Genomic DNA, 17,769 nt, shown 5'->3' on the forward strand with positions numbered 1-17,769 from the left:
CGCCAGACATGGCCTATCCTTCCAGCCATCACATTCTGGGGACGGACTTCATGGCAAAAGACATCAAAAAAGTCGTGCTCGCCTATTCGGGCGGCCTCGACACCTCGATCATCCTGAAATGGCTGCAGGAGACCTATGATTGCGAAGTGGTGACCTTCACCGCTGACCTGGGCCAGGGCGAAGAACTCGAGCCGGCGCGCAAGAAGGCCGAAATGTTCGGCATCAAGGATATCCGCATCGAGGACCTGCGCGAGGAATTCGTCCGCGACTTCGTCTTCCCCATGTTCCGCGCCAATGCGGTCTATGAAGGCGTCTACCTGCTCGGCACCTCGATTGCCCGCCCGCTGATCGCCAAGCGGCTGATCGAAATCGCCCAGGAAACCGGCGCCGATGCCATTTCCCATGGCGCCACCGGCAAGGGCAACGATCAGGTTCGCTTCGAGCTGACCGCCAATGCGCTCGATCCCGCCATCAAGGTGATCGCCCCCTGGCGCGAATGGGACCTGCGCAGCCGCACCGCTTTGCTCGCCTATGCCGAGGCCAACCAGATCCCGATCGCCAAGGACAAGCGCGGCGAGGCCCCCTTCTCGGTCGACGCCAACCTCTTGCACACCTCCTCCGAAGGCATGGTGCTGGAAGACCCGGCCGTGCCGGCGCCCGATTATGTCGCCCAGCGCACCGTCAATCCCGAAGACGCGCCCGACCAGGCCGAGATCATCACCATCGGCTACGAGAAGGGCGATCCGGTCTCGGTCAATGGCGTCAAGCTCAGCCCGGCCAACCTGCTCACCAAGCTCAACGAACTGGGTGGCAAGCACGGCATCGGCCGGCTCGATCTCGTCGAAAACCGCTTTGTCGGCATGAAGTCGCGCGGCCTCTACGAGACCCCCGGCGGCACCATCATGCTGGTGGCCCACCGCGGCATCGAATCGATCACCCTCGACCGCGGCGAAGCCCATCTCAAGGATGAGCTGATGCCCAAATATGCCGAGCTGATCTATAACGGCTTCTGGTTCGCCCCCGAGCGCGAAATGCTGCAGGCCCTGATCGACAAGAGCCAGCAATATGTCACCGGCGAAGTCACCCTCAAGCTCTACAAGGGATCGGCCAGCGTCATTGCCCGCACCTCGCCCTATTCGCTGTATTCGATGGACCTGGTGACCTTCGAGGAAGGCGCCGTGGCCTATGATCACAAGGATGCCGAAGGCTTCATCCGCCTCAACGGCCTGCGCCTCAAGACCTATGCCGCGCGCAACAAGAAGGCGGCGAGCTGATCGATCAACGGGCAGGCCCCGGCCGGGGCCTGCCACGGACTGTTGTCCTTAATCCGCCGTTAAGGACCAGCCCTTAACCTTCCCGCCAGCGTCGGCTGAGGGGCATGATGCAGGGGGACATGTCGGTGCGGACCGAAGACACGGGCCATCTGGCCGAGACCTTGCTGCTCGACGCTGCGCTCGAGAACATTCCCTATGGCTTTTGCGTCTGGTCGCCCCAGTTTCGCCTGGTCATGTGGAACAAGCATTATCGCGACATCTATGGTTTCGCGCCCGACGCCATCCAGCGCGGCATGAGCCTTGAAGAGGTGATCCAGCTGTCGTCCCGGCTGGGCAATCACGGCGCAGTCGGCCCCGCCGAATTCTACGAGAACTATACCGAGCAATTGCTGGCCAATCGCGGCGGCGCCCGCGCCAAGAGCCGCGAAGTCGTGCATGGCGGCCGCACCATCGAGACCGCCCATGTGTTCTCCCCCGCCATTGGCTGGGTCATCACCCATGAGGACATTACCGACGAGATCGTCCGCAGCGAGAGCGTGCAGAAGCGCAAGCTCGAACTGGAGCGCCAGAACATCCGGCTGGACGCGGCGGTCAACAATATCAGCCAGGGCCTGTGCATGATGGATGCCCGCGGGCGCCTGGTCATCTGCAACGAGCCTTATGCCAGGATCTACGACCTGCCCGCGCGGCTGCTGAAGCCCGGCACCCAGCTCGAGGACATTCTCAGCCACCTGTTCGATCAGGGCATGAGCGCCGGCGGCACCCGCGAGGAATACATCACCTGGCGCCGCGAGATGATCGCCCGCCGCGAATATGGCAAGAACATCCACGAGCTCAACAACCGCACCATCATGATGCAGCACCATCCGATGAAGGATGGCGGCTGGGTGTCAACGCACGAGGACATCACCGAGCAGCGCCAGAACGAAGCCAGGATCCGCCACCTGGCCCGCCATGATGCGCTGACCGACCTGCCCAACCGTATCGAGTTCCTCGAACAGATGTCGCGCACCGAATCCAGCCTCAGCCGGGGCGAGCTGGCGGCGGTGCTCTATATCGATCTCGATCACTTCAAGGCGGTCAACGATACGCTCGGCCACGCCGTTGGTGACGAAGTCATCAAGCAGGCCTCGGCCCGCCTCTGGGGCACTACGCGCGAGACCGATGTGCTGGCCCGGCTCGGCGGCGATGAATTTGCGCTGCTGATGCGCCCGGTCGAAGACGCCGCCGACGCCGCCCGCCTCGCCGACCGTATCATCAAGGCGATGTCGGCGCCGTTCCTGATTGGCGGCCAGCAGATCGACATCGGCGCCAGCGTCGGCATCGCCGTCGGCCCCAGCGATGGCGAAAAGACCGATACCCTGATGAAAAATGCCGACCTGGCGCTCTACAAGGCCAAGAGCGACGGCCGCTCGACCTATCATTTCTTCGAAAGCGGCATGGATGCGGCCCTGCAGCAGCGCCGCTCCATCGAGGCGGGCCTGCGCGTCGCGCTGCAGCGCAACGAGCTGCGCCTGGTGTTCCAGCCCTTGCTCGGCATGAGCGAGAACCGCGTCACCTGCGTTGAGGCCCTGCTGCGCTGGGATCACGACAACCGCACCATCTCGCCGGCCGAATTCATCCCCATTGCCGAGGAAACCGGGCTGATCGTCCCGATTGGCGAATGGGTGCTGCGCGAGGCCTGCAAGACCGCCGCCACCTGGCCGGGCGATGTGCGCATCGCCGTCAATCTGTCGCCCATCCAGTTCAAGAACCGCGATCTCGTCGGCCTGGTAAAATCGGCGCTGGCCGACGCCAAGCTCGCCCCCACCCGGCTCGAACTGGAAATCACCGAATCGCTGCTCCTGGCCGATAGCGACAGCACCATCCGCGCGCTGCACGAATTGCGCGCCATGGGCGTGCGCATCTCCATGGATGATTTCGGCACCGGCTATTCGTCGCTGTCCTATCTGCGCTCCTTCCCCTTCGACAAGATCAAGATCGACCGCTCCTTCATGCGCGATCTGACCAAGCGCGGCGATAGCCTCGCGATCATCAAGGCCGTGATCGGGCTCGGCCAGTCGCTGGGCATGGCCACCACCGCCGAAGGCGTCGAGACCGAGGAACAGCTCGAAATGGTGCGCAGCCAGGGCTGCTCGGAAGTCCAGGGCTTCCTGTTCTCGCCCCCGGTTCCGGCCGCCGCGATGGCGACCCTGCTGCAGATCGATCATGTCACACCGCACCGCGGCGGCATGCGGGCGTCCTGACGCACCTGCCCGTTTGCGCTTTGGCGCTTTCCAAGTCACCTTGTCGGGATTCGCACAGGGTGGACTTGCCATGCACAGAAACGACTATGACCACCTGCTGGGCGTCGCCCGCCGCTGGTCGCGCCGCCCCGATGAAGCCGAGGATCTGGTGCAGGAGGCGCTGCTCGAAGCCGTGCGCAGCGGGCACACCGATCCCGCCGGCAGCCCCGATACGCGCTGGCTGGCCGGCGTCATCCGCAATCGGGCGCGCCTGGCCGCCCGGGGCGCCAGCCGCCGCCAGCGCCGCGAGAGCCATTGGCAGGAATTGCGCCAGCACCCGGCCCCCCCGGCCGAGCCGCTCGATCTGGCCGCCATGCTCTCGGCCCTGCCCCCGTCGCTGAAAGCGGTCGCCGCACTGACCCTGTCCGGCCATAACCGCCGCGAAATCGCCTATCTGCTCGATTTGTCCGATGCCGCATTGCGCCAGCGCATCACCGCGCTCAAGCGCCATCTGACCGCCCAGGGCGTCGCCATGCCCGATGGCATGCCCGGCCTCAATCTCGATCTGGCCTATGGCCGCATCCGCGATGCCCTGCTGCCCGGCCTGCTGCGCCAGGGCGGCGTCTTCGCCAGCCATGACCCGGACGGACATTTATTCGTGGTGCGGGCTCACAAAATGCCAGTCGGCGGCAACTGATGGATAGGTCCCCCGGGGGACCTGTTCGAAAAGGACCTTTCATGCTCGCCCAACCGTCTGAAACCTGTCTCGTCTTTCATAGCCGCGATCTCGACCGGACCGCCCGCTTCTATCGCGACGTCTTCGGCTTTGACTTTGAACACCGCGGCAGCGGTGCCAGTCGCCTGCTGTTCCTGCGCCTCGGCCCGGTCTTCAGCATCAGCTTCATGGCCGGCACGCCCCAGCCGGGCACCAGCCTGCTGGTCACGTTCACCCTGCCAGATGGCGGCATCGCCGATGTCGTCGATGGCCTGGCGCGCCTGGGTGCCACCATCGTCGCCCCCGTGGGGGATGCGCCTGCCGGCAAGGGCGCGGCCTTTCGCGATCCCGACGACCATATCCTGGGCCTTTACCAGGCCGCCGATAAACCCCTGACCCTCCAGGAGAACACCCCATGAGCTTCAAGCCCAAAAGCGCCAGCATCGTCTTCTATGTCAGCGACATCGAACGCACCGAGGCTTTCTATCGCCGCACCTTCAATCTCGATCTGATCCGCCAGGATGGGGCCGAACCGTTCTGGCTGCAGGCCAGTCTGGCTGGTGGCCTCGAGCTGATCTTCTTCCAGATGGACGGCCAGCGCGGCAACACCCCGGCGCTGGTCTTCGATGTCGAAGGTGGCGGCATTGACGACATCGTTGCCGATCTGGTGGCCGAGGGCGTCACCATCGTCACCCCGGTATCGGAGGCACCCGGCGGCTGGAGTGCCGATTTTCTGGATCCCGATGGCTTTGGCCTGGGCCTCTGGCAGGCCGGCGAACTGCCCCGGTCACTGCGGTAAAACCGCGATCGGGCGGCTCTCGCGGGCCGCCCGCATTCCAGCCCTGCGCAAACGCCATCTTGTGTCGCGGCGCTCTGTGCTGTATTGGCACGCCCGACTGCGCCACTAACGCCCCTATTGGGTCGGCGCCCTGACATCCAGCATGGTTTGGCCGGTTCCGGTTCACAAGAGTATTCCTGTGGACGTGTTTTTGGGACCCCTGCTCAAGTCATGCCAACGAGGCTGACAAAACCACATGAGCTTGCGCAACATTGCCATCATTGCCCACGTTGACCACGGCAAGACGACACTGATCGACGTCCTTCTCAAGCAATCCGGCTCCTTCCGTGAAAACGAGCGCGTCGAAGAGCGCGCCATGGACTCCAACGACATCGAGCGCGAACGCGGGATCACCATTCTCGCCAAGGTGACCTCGCTGCTCTGGAAAGATACCCGCATCAATATCGTCGACACCCCCGGCCACGCCGACTTCGGCGGCGAAGTCGAGCGTATCCTGTCGATGGTCGATGGCGTGGTGATCCTGGTGGACGCGGCCGAAGGCCCGATGCCCCAGACCAAGTTCGTGCTCGGCAAGGCGCTGGCCCAGGGCCTGCGCCCGATCGTGGCGATCAACAAGATCGACAAGTCCGACGAGCGGCACCTCGAAGTGCTCGAAGAAATCTTCGACCTGTTCATCGCCCTCGATGCGACCCCCGAACAGCTGGACTTCCCGGTGCTTTACGGCGCTGCCAAGCTCGGCTGGATGGCCAGCGAGCCCGATGGCGCCCGCGAAAGCCTGGCCCCGCTGCTCGACAAGGTCGTCGAGCACGTGCCCGAGCCCAAGACCGAAACCGGCCCGTTCCGCATGCTGGTCACCACCATCGAGCGCAACCCCTTCCTGGGCCGCATCCTGACCGGCCGCGTCTTCTCGGGCTCCGTCAAGGCGGGCGATCCGATCCACACGCTCAGCCGTGAAGGCAAGATCATCGAGAAGGGCCGCGTCTCCAAGGTCCTGGCCTTCCGTGGCCTGGAGCGCACCCCGGTTGATGTCGGTGAAGCCGGCGACATCGTCGCCATTGCGGGTCTCGAGACCACCACCGTTGCCGATACCATTTCGGTACCGTCCAATATGGAGCCGATCGCGTCCAAGCCGATCGATCCCCCGACCCTGTCGGTCACCTTCCGCATCAATGACGGCCCGCTGGCCGGCCGTGAAGGCGACAAGGTGCAGAGCCGCGTCATCCGTGAACGCCTGATGCGCGAAGCCGAGGGCAACGTCGCCATCAAGGTGACGCCGGGCGATGACAATGACTCCTTCGACGTGGCCGGCCGTGGCGAATTGCAGCTGGCCGTGCTGATCGAAAACATGCGCCGCGAAGGCTTCGAGCTCACCATTGGTCGCCCCAAGGTGCTGTTCAAGGAAGAGAACGGCGAGAAGCTGGAGCCGATCGAGGAAGTCATCATCGACGTCGATGACGAACACACCGGCACGGTCGTTCAGAAGATGACCGAGCGGAAGGGCGAACTGGTCGAGATGCGTCCGTCCGGCGTTGGCCGGACCCGTATTCGCCTGCTGGTTCCCACCCGCTCGCTGATCGGCTACCAGCCCGAGCTGCTGAGCGACACCCGCGGCACCGCCATCTTCAACCGCCTGTTCCACTCCTTCGCCCCGTTCAAGGGCGAATTGCCAGGCCGTCGCACCGGCGTGCTGATCTCGAACGGCACCGGCCAGTCCGTCGCCTTCGCGCTGTGGAACCTGGAAGATCGCGGCCCGATCATGATCGACGCTGGCGTCGACATCTATGAAGGCATGATCATCGGCGAGCACAGCCGCGACAACGACCTTGAGGTCAACGCCCTCAAGGGCAAGCAGCTGACCAATATCCGCACCACGTCCAAGGACGAAGCGGTGCGCCTGACCACGCCCAAGAAGCTGACCCTCGAGCAGTCGCTCGGCTACATCGCCGAAGACGAATATGTCGAGGTGACGCCCAAGTCGATCCGCCTGCGCAAGATCTGGCTCGATCCCAACGATCGCAAGCGCGCCCTGCGCTCCAAGGCAAGCTAAACAATCAGGGGCCCCACGGAAACGTCGGGGCCCTTACTCTTTCTTGGTGTTTGGCCACCATCTTGCCACCGAGTTCGCTAGGAGTGCCCCCATGACCGACTGGATCATCCAAACCATCTCCGACTGGGGCTATCTCGGCATCTTCATGGTGATGCTGGCCGAGTCCATCTTTCCCCCCATTCCCTCCGAACTGATCATCCCCTTTGCCGGCTTTGCCGCCGCCAATGGCGATCTCCACTTCGCCGGGGTGCTGGCAGCCGCCACCTTCGGCGCCGTCGTCGGCATGCTGCCCTGGTACTATGCCGGGCGCCTGTTCGGGCTCGGGCGGGTGCGCCGCCTCGCCGACCGTTTCGGGCGTGTCATGACCATCAATGCCGAGGAAATCGACGTCGCCGTCGACTGGTTCCGCCGCTTCGGTCCCATCATCGTGCTGTTCGGCCGACTGATGCCGCTGATCCGGACGCTGATATCGATCCCCGCCGGCCTCGCCCGCATGCCGCTGCCCATCTTTCTGGCCGCCTCCACCACCGGCGCGCTGATCTGGAACCTCATCCTCACCTCGGCCGGCTACCTGCTGCACGAGCATTACGACCTGGTCGAAGTGATCCTGGATCCGCTGAGCTACATCGTGCTGGGCCTCGTCGTGCTGATCTACCTGGTGCGGCTGCTGATGTGGAAGCCAAGCAAGCCCGCCGCCTGACACCGCCCCTGCAGCCATCACCCCCACCGCATCACGCCCGCGCTTGACCCGAGGGGCCCTCTCGCAGAATGCAACCCGGCTTGCATTCTGCAACACCCATCCCCCGCAAATCGCGAAACTTTCCAAGACCTTAACGCAGAAAACCCCCGTTTTCCCGGCGCCGCGCACTTGGCACGCTTCCTGCAATTGTATGGATATCCGGGTTGTTGTTTTGCGTACCGGATGTCAGTCATTTGAGCCCTGCACCGTTTGACCCGGTGCGGGGCTCTTGGTTTGGCGGCGCGCGTCGTGCCCTTGTCCTGTGCCGTCCAACCCATTAGATAATCGGGACCTTTCATCGGAGACGCCCATGCGCGCCGTGCTCGACATCATCCTTCTCATCCTCCAGCTTTACTGGTGGGTCGTCCTGGCCATGATCATCATGAGCTGGCTGATCTCGTTCAACGTGATCAATACGCGCAATCAGTTCGTCGCCAGCGTCTGGCGCATCCTCAACCAGCTCACCGAGCCGGTGCTGCGCCCGATCCGCCGCGTCATGCCGAACTTTTCGGGGCTCGATATTTCCCCGATCATCCTGTTCCTGATCCTGTTCTTCATCGAACGCATCATCATCTATTACATCTATCCCAACGTGTTCTGATCTGTGGATCAGCCGTCCTGCTATCGGCTCAGCCCCACCGGGCTGAGCCTTTTTGTTCGCGTCACCCCCAATGCCGGCCGCGACGCCATCGAGGGTGTCGAACTTCGTGATGACGGCAGCGCCGTCCTCCGGCTCCGCGTCAAGGCCGTCCCTGACAAGGGCCGCGCCAACGCCGCCGTCATCGCCCTGCTCGCCAAGGCCCTCGGCATCCCCAAATCCGCCATCACCCTCACCGCCGGCGACACCGCCCGCCAGAAAACCCTCGCCCTGTCGGGCGATGGACCAGCCCTCGCCATCGCCATCGCCGCCCTGAGCTGATCCTCCCGCGCTGCAGAACGCCCCACCCAAACCACCCGCCTGCGCCTCCCTCCCCCTTGAGGGGAGGGAATGAGGGAGGGGGTCGTGGGGCTTCTGCGCAAAACCAGGCCCCCCACGCCAGCCCTCCCCTCAAGCGGGAGGGCGCCCAGGCGCCGCTGGCCCCTGCTCGCCTTCACCCCAACCTGCGACAATTCATCGCAATATCCATTGCTTAACCAACCAATCCCGCTAATCTCGACCACGGAAGGGGCTCTTGGAGGGTAGGCTCTTGCCGGTTGGAGGACCGGCCAGGTCTGCGATTGAGTCCCTGGAGGAACACCGAGAGGGACTATAAGAATGACTTTGGCACTCTGGCTGATCGTCGTCTGTGGCGGTCTGTCTATCGTTTATGGCGTGGTGACCACGCAAAGCCTCATGGCCGCCGATGCGGGGTCAGCCCGCATGCAGGAGATTTCAGCCGCCGTCCGCGAGGGCGCATCGGCCTATCTCAAACGCCAATACACCACCATCGCCATTGTCGGCGTGGTCATCCTGATCGCCGCCTGGTTCCTCTTGGGGATCTATGCCGCCATCGGCTTCCTGATCGGCGCCGTGCTCTCGGGCGCTGCCGGTTTCATCGGCATGAACGTCTCGGTCCGCGCCAATGTGCGTGTCGCCCAGGCCGCCACCACCTCGCTCGCCAAGGGGCTCGACCTTGCCTTCAAATCCGGCGCCGTCACCGGCATGCTGGTGGCCGGGCTCGGCCTTCTCGGCGTCACCCTCTACTTCATGGTGCTCACCGGCATGGGCTATGCCCCCACCAGCCGCACCGTCATCGATGCGCTGGTCGCCCTCAGCTTCGGCGCCTCGCTGATCTCGATCTTCGCCCGTCTCGGCGGCGGCATCTTCACCAAGGGTGCCGACGTCGGCGGCGACATGGTCGGCAAGGTCGAAGCCGGCATTCCCGAAGACGATCCGCGCAACCCCGCCACCATTGCCGACAATGTCGGTGATAATGTTGGCGATTGCGCCGGCATGGCCGCCGATCTGTTCGAAACCTATGTGGTGACCATCGTTGCCACCATGGTGCTGGCCGCCATCATCCTGCCCGAACAGCTCCGGCTGATGGGCATGGTCCTGCCCCTGGCCATTGGCGGCGCTTGTGTCGTCACCTCGATCATCGGCACCTATTTCGTCAAGCTGGGCGCCTCCAACAACATCATGGGCGCCCTCTACAAGGGCATCATCGCCACCGGCGTGCTGTCGCTGATCGCCCTGCTGCCGGTGCTGTGGTTCGTCTTCGGCGACCTCAATCTCGTCATCGAGGCCAATGACCGGACCTTCACCCCCTGGAGCCTGTTCTGGTGCGGCGTCGCGGGCCTGGTCATCACCGGCCTCATCATCGTCATCACCGAATATTACACCGGCACCGGTCGCCGCCCGGTCAATTCCATCGCCGAAGCCTCGGTAACCGGCCATGGCACCAACGTCATCCAGGGCCTGGCCGTCTCGCTCGAATCCACCGCCCTGCCGGCGCTGGTCATCATCGGCGGCATCATCGTCACCTATAATCTCGCCGGCCTGTTCGGCATTGCCTTCGCCGTCGCCACCATGCTGGCTCTGGCCGGCATCGTCGTGGCGCTCGATGCCTTCGGCCCCGTCACCGACAATGCCGGCGGCATTGCCGAAATGGCCGGTCTCGACAAGGAAGTGCGCCACAATACCGACGCGCTCGACGCCGTCGGCAATACCACCAAGGCCGTCACCAAGGGCTATGCCATCGGTTCGGCCGGCCTCGGCGCCCTGGTGCTGTTCGCCGCCTATACCCAGGACCTGATCTACTTCTCGGGCCTGCCCGATGCGCCAGCCATCTTCCAGGGCATGGGCACGCTGACCTTCTCGCTGGCCGATCCCTATGTCGTGGTGGGCCTGTTGTTCGGTGGCCTCTTGCCCTTCCTGTTCGGCGGCATGAGCATGACCGCCGTCGGCCGCGCCGCCCAGTCGGTGGTGGTGGAAGTGCGCCGCCAGTTCAAGGAACGCCCCGGCATCATGGCCGGCACCGAAAAGCCCGACTATGGCCGGGCCGTCGACATGCTGACCAAGGCCGCCATTCGCGAGATGATCGTCCCCTCGCTGCTGCCGGTGCTCAGCCCCATCGTCGTCTTCTTCCTGATCAACTGGATCGCCGGCCCGGCCGCCGGCTTCTCGGCCCTCGGCGCCATGCTGATGGGTGTCATCGTCACCGGCCTCTTCGTCGCCATCTCCATGACCGCCGGCGGCGGCGCCTGGGACAATGCCAAGAAGAGCTTTGAGGACGGTTTCACCGACAGCCACGGCGTCACCCACCACAAGGGCGGCGATGCCCACAAGGCCTCCGTTACCGGCGACACCGTCGGCGACCCCTACAAGGACACGGCCGGCCCGGCCGTCAACCCGATGATCAAGATCACCAATATCGTGGCGCTCCTGCTCCTCGCCGTCCTGGCCCATCTGGGCTAACGAGGCATCCGCCTCGACCGAACCTGAAGAAGGCCCGGGGGTTTCCCGGGCCTTCGCTCTTCAGGGATCCCCCTAAAACTCCCGATCATGCCCGGTCGCCAGCTTCTCGCGCGCCAAATGGATCGCGTGCAGCGCATCGAACGGCGCGCTCGCCCACCCACGATGTCATCCCGGCGCAGGCCGGGATCCATGTCCGTGGCCCGCCGCATCATCCAGCGCCCGGGATAGCCTTCAGAATGGATTCCGGCCTGCGCCGGAATGACCCGGTGTGAAACGAGACGGGCTACTGATCTAAGGCTCCTGCCTTTCTCTCCCGTCTCGGCGACAAAAAATCTCATCCCTTCTGTCGAACTCTCCCCACCCGGCTCGTCGCCTGTGTGACAATGACAAAACCCGAGGGAGACTCCCGATGCGCAAGCTGATTGCCGGCCTGTTCTATTCCATCGATGGCGTTGCCGAGGCGCCCGACCAATTCCAGTTCGACAGCTTTGACGACGATCTCGGCGCCGAGCTGACCAAGGTGCAGCAGATTACCGACACGGTCCTGATGGGCCGCGTCGGCTACCAGGATTGGGCCGGATATTGGCCGACCGCCGCCCAGGACGGCGACTTTGCCGATTTCATCAATGCCGTGCCCAAATTCGTCGCCTCGCGCACCCTGACCGGGCCGCTGGCCTGGAGCAATTCCAGCCTGATCAAGGGTGATCTCGAAACCTTCGTCCGCGATCTCAAGGCCCAGGACGGCGGCACTATCGCCGTCATGGGCGGCATGTCACTGGTCCGCCAGCTGCTCTATGCCGGCCTTCTGGACGAGCTAATGCTGATCATCCACCCCGTCATCTCCGGCGCCAACCGCCGCCCGCTCTTCCTGCCCGATGGCCCCACCACCCGTCTCGACCTGAAAGCCTCCCAGCATACCTCCAAGGGCAACATGGTGCTGACCTACGGCCTGCGGGCGGCCTAGGCACCTATCCCGCCGCAACACCGTCATCCCGGCGCCAGCCGGGATCCAGTTTCCTTCCACATCCCCAAACTGGCCCCCGGCTTGCGCCGGGGCGACGCCGAGTTTGTGGCGACACCATCGTCCTGCCCAACACCCTCAGTCATCGTCCCCTCCCCCTTGAGGGGCTTCCAAGCGGCCCGGAGGGACAAATCGCTCCAGTGGAGCGATTTGAGTGCGGAAGGCCATGAGAGCTATGCTCGAATGGCTGGCTAGGGTGGGGGTGCTGCGGTTGCCGCGAGGCGGGAGCGTGTGGAGGGCGCAGAACCCCCACCCTTGATCCCTCCCCTCAAGGGGGAGGGAGCCGACTGCAAATTCGTCATCAATCTGTCGGCCGGCCTCTCCCCTTGTGAGGGTGGGGTCACCAAACCAGGCCCTCAACGCCGTCATCCCGGCGAAAGCAGGGAAACTGACCCCGGCTTTCGCCGGGGTGACGCGGTGTGTGTGGCGGCACCGCGCCGGTGTCCCCCAAAACCGCCCCCCGCAGTCTGCGTCCCCTCCCCCTTGAGGGGAGGGTCAGGGTGGGGGTGCTGCAGTTCCATCTCCCCATCCATGCAGCCCGGTGAGGACTGATGGCCAAGTACCAAACTCAAAACTTATCCCCCTCCCACCACACCTCCCGCATACTCACCCCCATTCCCGCACTTCTACTGCGCGGTCGCGACGAACGGTCGGTGCGGGGAATGCCGGTGGGAGTGGGGTCGCCCGCTCCCGGTGGGCGACACCGTCAGTATCGGCTGAAAAACCGCCGCCCCTGGTTCGGTCCCGCATAAAATACCGGCGCGATGGCGAGGCTCTGCCTCATTTCATTGCGGACTACCCGCTCGGGGCAAAAGCCTCGCCATCCCCGCACTTCGGCTACGAAGTGCCCCGCATTTCCCGCTGAAGCGCTGTGCGCTTCGGCTGAAATGCCCAGCACTTCCGAAACCGCGTCCGGCGGCGCCTGCGCTCGCGCTTGTGCACGTCCACACCTTGGCAACGACTTTTCCCGCCCGCGCTATCCCCGCTCCCCCTTGCCTCGTATACGATAGCTCCACTTGGCATGGAGACGATGATGGACCTGTTTGTCGGCATTCTGGTGATCCTGGCGCTGATCGCGATCAGCGTGGTCATTTCGCTGTCCGAAATCGCCTTTGCCGCGGCGCGCGAAGTGCGCATCAGGGCGCTGGCCGAAGGTGGCAACCGCCGCGCCCAGCGCTTCGTCGCCCTGCGCGGCGATGCCAGTCGCGTCATCACCGCGCTGCAGATCTGCATGAATGCCGTGTCGATCCTGGCCGGTATTGTCGGCGAGAGCCTGTTTGGCCAGGTATTTGCCCAATTGTTCACGCTGATCGGCGTCGGCGAGGCCGCCCCGCTGGCCGGCTCGATTACCGCCTTCGTCCTGCTGACCGGCAGTTTTGTGCTGTTTGCCGACCTGATTCCCAAGAAGATCGCCATGCTGGTGCCCGAAGAAGTGGCGCTGGCGGTTGGCTGGTTCCCGTTTTACGCCGTGCGCGTGCTGGGCCCGCTGGTCTGGTTCTTCGCCACCATTTCGGACTGGTTCATCAGCCTCTTGCACCTGCAACCCTCGATCGAGCGCGATCAGGTCACCTCCGAGGATTTCCGCATGATTCTCGCCGGCGGCGCCGAATCGGGCGCGCTGATGAAGAACGAGCATCGCCTGATCGAAAATGTTCTGGCGCTGGAGCGCCGCAGCGTCACCTCGGTGATGACCATTCGCGACGACATCGTCTATCTCGATATTCGCGAGCCGCCCGAAGTGCAGCGCGAAAAGGTGCAGCGCCGCCCGTTTTCGCATTACCCCATCTGCGATGGCGGCATCGATGCGGTCATTGGCTGCGTGCGCGCCGAGGATGTTTTGGCCACCGCCATCGATGGCGTCGATCACATCGATTTCGCCAAGGCGCGCCGCGATGTGCTTTCGGTGCCCGATACGCTCAATATCTGGGAAGTGCTGGCCGAATTTCAGGCCCAGGGCACCGGCTTTGCCCTGGTGGTCAGCGAATATGCGCTGGTGGTCGGCGTCGTCACCTTCAAGGACCTGATGGGCGCGCTGATGCAGGGCCTGGCCAATCCCTTCGAGGAACAACCGATCCTGCGCCGGGACGACCAGACCTGGCTGATCGATGGGATGACGCCGCTGGTCGATGTGGTGCGCGCGCTGGCGATGCGGACCCTGCCGGCCGAAGGCGCCTATGAAACCATTGGCGGCTTCATCGTGCATCGCCTGCGCCGCGCCGCCCGCAAGGGCGACAAGGTCGAGGAGGGTGGCTATATCTTTGAAGTCGTCGACGCCGACCGCATGCGCCTCAATCAGCTGCTGGTGACCAAGAAGGGCGCCGCCGCAGCCGATCAAAAACTCAAGGCCCCGGCCAAGTAGACGCCGAAAAACGCAGGCAGTTCACAAAGCGGCCGCGCTGCTATAGGTTGCGCGCCATTCGATCATCTTGCCGATGTTGAGCGCCCGGGTTTTCCCGGCGCCCCACCGGCACTGATCTCAACATACCCGGATGAGACCAGCCGACAGTTTCGGCCCCTCTGCGGGGCTGCCCAGGAGCCTTCATGGCCAAAGAAGACGTGCTCGAATTTCCGGGCATCGTGACCGAACTGCTTCCCAACGCGACCTTCCGGGTCAAGCTTGAGAACGAGCATGTGATCATCGCTCACACCGCCGGCAAGCTGCGCAAGAACCGCATTCGCGTGCTGGCTGGCGACAAGGTGCTGTGCGAAATGACGCCCTATGACCTGACCAAGGGCCGGCTGACCTACCGCTTCCGCTAACGTCAGGGCTGACGCCCAGCTCAGCCCGGCCTGCCGGACTTGAGATTGGCCCAGTACAAGACGCCAAAGCCGACCAGCGTCACCACCACGCCAATCACCAGCCATTGGCTGTGACCGGACATGGGACTGCCGCCCACAATATTGGCGCCCTGCAAGACCCACAGCCCACCCACGAGGATGCAGGCCAGTCCGGCAATATTCTTGATCAGGGTCATCACCATCCTCGCCATTCTGCGCGAACGATGCGCCCGGCCTCGGCGCCGGGCAAATCACGATTGTGGGTTCGATCCCTGAAGCCGCGCCAGCTGCTCGAACGCCGTGAATCCGGCTACGCCGCAATCCAGTAGCGCCAGGATCGCCGCCGCACATTGCTCGGACGAGAGCTGCGCCGTATCGACGTCAAGGTCATAGATCCCGGGGCGATGCACCCCATCCTGCCAGCGCCGCACCGGTTCGGGCACGCTCCCATCGCTGCTGCTGGCGTAAATGCCCTGCGGATCGGCATTGCGCCGCGCCATGATCACCTCGATCGGGCAGTGGATGCCGACAAACAGCACCGGCAAACCCGCGAGGCGACGGGCGCAATCCGGCAAGATGCCGAGCGGCGTGGAGTAAGAATCGTGATGGCCGAGATCGGCCACCACATCGAGCCCCAACCGGGCATGGGCGGCAATGCTGTCATAAAGGCCGGCAAACAGGACCGGCAGCATCGGCTCCAGGTCGGGCCGCTCGCCGCCGGGCCGCAGGCCAATGCCGGGCAGCAACTGGCGCGGCATTGCCTTGGCATAGACATCGACCCCCAGATTGATCCAGGGGCCGGTCTGCTGCAACGCCGCCACGATCGAGGATTTTCCCGAGCGCGGCACCCCGTTCAGGATAACAATCCGTCCGGGCCTGGCGGTCATCTCACTTGGCGTTCTTGGCCATTTCGATGGAGTCGAGGATCACCTTCCTGGCGTCGGCCAGATTGCCGATACCATTGATCTTGGCCCACTTGCCGGGTTCCAGATCCTTGTAATGGGTGAAGAAGTGCTTGACCCGCTCCAGCTGGATTTCCGGCATGTCGCCGATATCGAGGATGTGGTCATACATGCGCGTCAGCTTGGACACCGGCACGGCAATGATCTTTTCATCCTGGCCGCCATCGTCTTCCATGAACAGCACGCCGACCGGGCGCGAGCGCACCACGGCGCCGGGCACCAGCGGGCGGGTATTCATCACGATGACGTCGAGCGGATCGCCATCGCCGCACAGGGTGTGCGGCACGAAGCCGTAATTGCCCGGATAACGCATCGGCGTATAGAGGAACCGGTCGACGAACAGGGCGCCACTGGCCTTGTCGATCTCGTACTTGATCGGCTCGCCGCCCAAGGGCACTTCGATGATCACATTGAGGTCTTCGGGCGGATTACTGCCGGTCGGGATGGCGTCGATGTTCATTTGGCTCTTCCGGGGAGGATGGGAGGATCTCCCGCGTTCTGCCTAGAACAGGCCGCAAAAGCAAGCCATATTGCCGCCCGAGCCACGAGATGCCGGAGAAGCGCCATGCCGAAATCCCTGCCGGTCCTGCTGGCTGCCGCCGCCCTTCTGGGGCTCGCTGCACCAGCCCAGGCAGCCTTTGACAGCGCCTATACCGACATCAATCTGGACAAGTGCCTGCTGCTGCAGGCCGATGATTTTGGCGCCAGCTGGGCCTGCCCCGGCTATAAGGGCTATCCGCTCAAGGTGGCGGAAAGCGATCTCCGCTTCATCCTCTCCTATGGCTTCAACCAGGCCAGGGAACCGCTGCGCGGCCAGACCCTGCCGCCGTTCAACCATCTCGGCCCCAAGATGGAATGGCGCCTGTCCAATGCCTCGGGCCGCTGGATGCCCATCGCCACCATCGTGCGCTATTTCACGCAGAACCCTGAAACGAGCGAAGAGACCAACGAAGTGCTGGTGGTAACCCAGCTGGTCGATGGCCAGACCTGCCACATCGCCTATATCGATGCGCTGGCCAATGCCAACGCCAATGAGCTGGCCCGGCAGGCCGCCGACAGGGCCGGCAGCTTTGATTGCGTCGATGATGAGGTGGAGATCCTCGGCAGGTTTGCCGCCTGGGCGCCCTAAGCGCCTGGCTTAGCCGGCGGCTTGCGGGCCCGATTTGCTGATCTGGCGGCGCAGCATGGTGCGATCGCGGGCCGAGACCCCGATCAGCTCGGCAATCCGCCACACCATATTGTCTTCCAGCTCGTGGTTGTTCTTGTCGGCGAACACCACCTGCCACATCATCCGCACGATCTCGAGACGATCGGCACTGTCCAGCGAAGACAGCGCCGAGGTGAACTTGTAGAAGTCCACCGCCTCGGCATCGCGCAGCGCCGCTTCGCGCACCAGCCGCTCGACCGATGCTTCGTCCATTTCATAATGGCTCTGCAGCGCCACCTTGATGGCCTTGCGCTCCTCGTCCTTCATCTGCCCGTCGACCGCCGCCAGATGCACCAGCAAAGCCGCGACCGCCAATTTGGGATCGTGAATGCTCAGGGCCGCTTCAGGTTTTTGGAACAGGCGGGTCAGGGCCTCGAACATGGCAAGGGCCTCCTTTCGAGAGCGGCGAACGTCGATGATGTGGGCGCGCGCCGGGAGGCAGGCAGACGCAGGATAGTCAGGCCACCCACCCGGCTCAATGCCTGCCAGACCCACTCACGCGCTCTTGACCCGTCGTGATGCACCCCCGCCACACCGAAGCCTGCGGAAAAGACTCAGCTTGACTCTTCGCAGTCATTATTGTTCCCTATTTGTTCTAATTTAGT

At 63.9% G+C, this 17,769-nt stretch carries 18 protein-coding genes; 14 read left to right on the top strand and 4 right to left on the bottom strand.

Annotated features, from left to right (window positions below):
• Nucleotides 1-50 precede the first annotated feature (50 nt).
• The 13 genes from BUA69_RS09415 (at nucleotide 51) to infA (ending at nucleotide 14,977) form a co-directional block, all read left to right on the top strand.
• Nucleotides 51-1,274, top strand: coding sequence for an argininosuccinate synthase (locus BUA69_RS09415; RefSeq protein ID WP_046134639.1), 1,224 nt, complete (start codon nucleotides 51-53; stop codon nucleotides 1,272-1,274).
• 119 nt (nucleotides 1,275-1,393) lie between these two features.
• Nucleotides 1,394-3,520 carry a putative bifunctional diguanylate cyclase/phosphodiesterase gene (locus BUA69_RS09420; RefSeq protein ID WP_160300116.1) on the top strand — a complete coding sequence of 709 codons (2,127 nt, stop codon included), beginning with the start codon at nucleotides 1,394-1,396 and terminating at the stop codon, nucleotides 3,518-3,520.
• 70 nt (nucleotides 3,521-3,590) lie between these two features.
• A complete protein-coding gene (locus tag BUA69_RS09425) occupies nucleotides 3,591-4,196 on the top strand; it encodes an RNA polymerase sigma factor (RefSeq protein ID WP_046134620.1) in 606 nt (201 codons plus the stop codon).
• A 41-nt stretch (nucleotides 4,197-4,237) separates the two neighbouring features.
• Nucleotides 4,238-4,633: a VOC family protein gene (locus tag BUA69_RS09430; protein WP_046134619.1), complete on the top strand. Its 396-nt coding sequence runs from the start codon at nucleotides 4,238-4,240 to the stop codon at nucleotides 4,631-4,633.
• Nucleotides 4,630-5,013, top strand: coding sequence for a VOC family protein (locus BUA69_RS09435; RefSeq protein ID WP_046134618.1), 384 nt, complete (start codon nucleotides 4,630-4,632; stop codon nucleotides 5,011-5,013). Before BUA69_RS09430 ends, BUA69_RS09435 begins: the two co-directional genes overlap by 4 nt.
• A 235-nt stretch (nucleotides 5,014-5,248) precedes the next feature.
• Nucleotides 5,249-7,060 carry a translational GTPase TypA gene (gene typA, locus BUA69_RS09440; RefSeq protein ID WP_046134617.1) on the top strand — a complete coding sequence of 604 codons (1,812 nt, stop codon included), beginning with the start codon at nucleotides 5,249-5,251 and terminating at the stop codon, nucleotides 7,058-7,060.
• Nucleotides 7,061-7,151: 91 nt separating this feature from the next.
• On the top strand, nucleotides 7,152-7,760 hold the full coding sequence (locus BUA69_RS09445; protein ID WP_046134616.1) for a DedA family protein: 609 nt from the start codon (nucleotides 7,152-7,154) through the stop codon (nucleotides 7,758-7,760).
• A 349-nt stretch (nucleotides 7,761-8,109) separates the two neighbouring features.
• A complete protein-coding gene (locus BUA69_RS09450; protein WP_046134615.1) occupies nucleotides 8,110-8,400 on the top strand; it encodes a YggT family protein in 291 nt (96 codons plus the stop codon).
• 3 nt (nucleotides 8,401-8,403) lie between these two features.
• Nucleotides 8,404-8,718 (top strand): DUF167 family protein, encoded by a 315-nt coding sequence (locus BUA69_RS09455; protein ID WP_046134614.1) that lies wholly within the window; start codon nucleotides 8,404-8,406, stop codon nucleotides 8,716-8,718.
• A gap of 336 nt (nucleotides 8,719-9,054) precedes the next feature.
• Entirely contained in the window at nucleotides 9,055-11,196 is a 2,142-nt protein-coding gene (locus BUA69_RS09460; RefSeq protein ID WP_046134613.1) for a sodium-translocating pyrophosphatase, read from the top strand.
• A gap of 409 nt (nucleotides 11,197-11,605) precedes the next feature.
• Nucleotides 11,606-12,160, top strand: a complete 555-nt coding sequence (locus BUA69_RS09465) for a dihydrofolate reductase family protein (protein ID WP_046134612.1) — start codon at nucleotides 11,606-11,608, stop codon at nucleotides 12,158-12,160.
• Nucleotides 12,161-13,250: 1,090 nt separating this feature from the next.
• Nucleotides 13,251-14,576 carry a hemolysin family protein gene (locus BUA69_RS09475; RefSeq protein ID WP_046134500.1) on the top strand — a complete coding sequence of 442 codons (1,326 nt, stop codon included), beginning with the start codon at nucleotides 13,251-13,253 and terminating at the stop codon, nucleotides 14,574-14,576.
• Between the two features lie 182 nt (nucleotides 14,577-14,758).
• A complete protein-coding gene (gene infA / locus BUA69_RS09480) occupies nucleotides 14,759-14,977 on the top strand; it encodes a translation initiation factor IF-1 (RefSeq protein ID WP_046134499.1) in 219 nt (72 codons plus the stop codon).
• A gap of 20 nt (nucleotides 14,978-14,997) precedes the next feature.
• On the opposite strand, the gene BUA69_RS09485 is transcribed toward infA, so the two are convergent.
• From BUA69_RS09485 to ppa, 3 genes are read right to left on the bottom strand one after another with little or no spacing between them, the layout of a single operon-like run.
• The gene (locus BUA69_RS09485; RefSeq protein ID WP_052950432.1) at nucleotides 14,998-15,192 is read right to left on the bottom strand and encodes a hypothetical protein; all 195 of its coding nucleotides are present in this window, start codon (nucleotides 15,190-15,192) and stop codon (nucleotides 14,998-15,000) included.
• Nucleotides 15,193-15,246: 54 nt separating this feature from the next.
• Nucleotides 15,247-15,882, bottom strand: coding sequence for a chloramphenicol phosphotransferase CPT family protein (locus BUA69_RS09490; protein ID WP_046134498.1), 636 nt, complete (start codon nucleotides 15,880-15,882; stop codon nucleotides 15,247-15,249).
• A 1-nt stretch (nucleotide 15,883) separates the two neighbouring features.
• Nucleotides 15,884-16,417 (bottom strand): inorganic diphosphatase, encoded by a 534-nt coding sequence (gene ppa, locus BUA69_RS09495; RefSeq protein WP_046134497.1) that lies wholly within the window; start codon nucleotides 16,415-16,417, stop codon nucleotides 15,884-15,886.
• A gap of 105 nt (nucleotides 16,418-16,522) precedes the next feature.
• Here ppa and BUA69_RS09500 point away from each other — a divergent pair, with 105 nt between their 5' ends.
• Nucleotides 16,523-17,086, top strand: coding sequence for a hypothetical protein (locus BUA69_RS09500; protein WP_046134496.1), 564 nt, complete (start codon nucleotides 16,523-16,525; stop codon nucleotides 17,084-17,086).
• 9 nt (nucleotides 17,087-17,095) lie between these two features.
• Here the strand turns inward: BUA69_RS09500 and BUA69_RS09505 are convergent, their stop codons facing one another.
• Nucleotides 17,096-17,545 carry a tellurite resistance TerB family protein gene (locus BUA69_RS09505; protein ID WP_046134495.1) on the bottom strand — a complete coding sequence of 150 codons (450 nt, stop codon included), beginning with the start codon at nucleotides 17,543-17,545 and terminating at the stop codon, nucleotides 17,096-17,098.
• Nucleotides 17,546-17,769 lie beyond the last annotated feature (224 nt).

The sequence above is a fragment of the Devosia limi DSM 17137 genome, from assembly GCF_900128975.1.
Lineage (GTDB): Bacteria > Pseudomonadota > Alphaproteobacteria > Rhizobiales > Devosiaceae > Devosia > Devosia limi.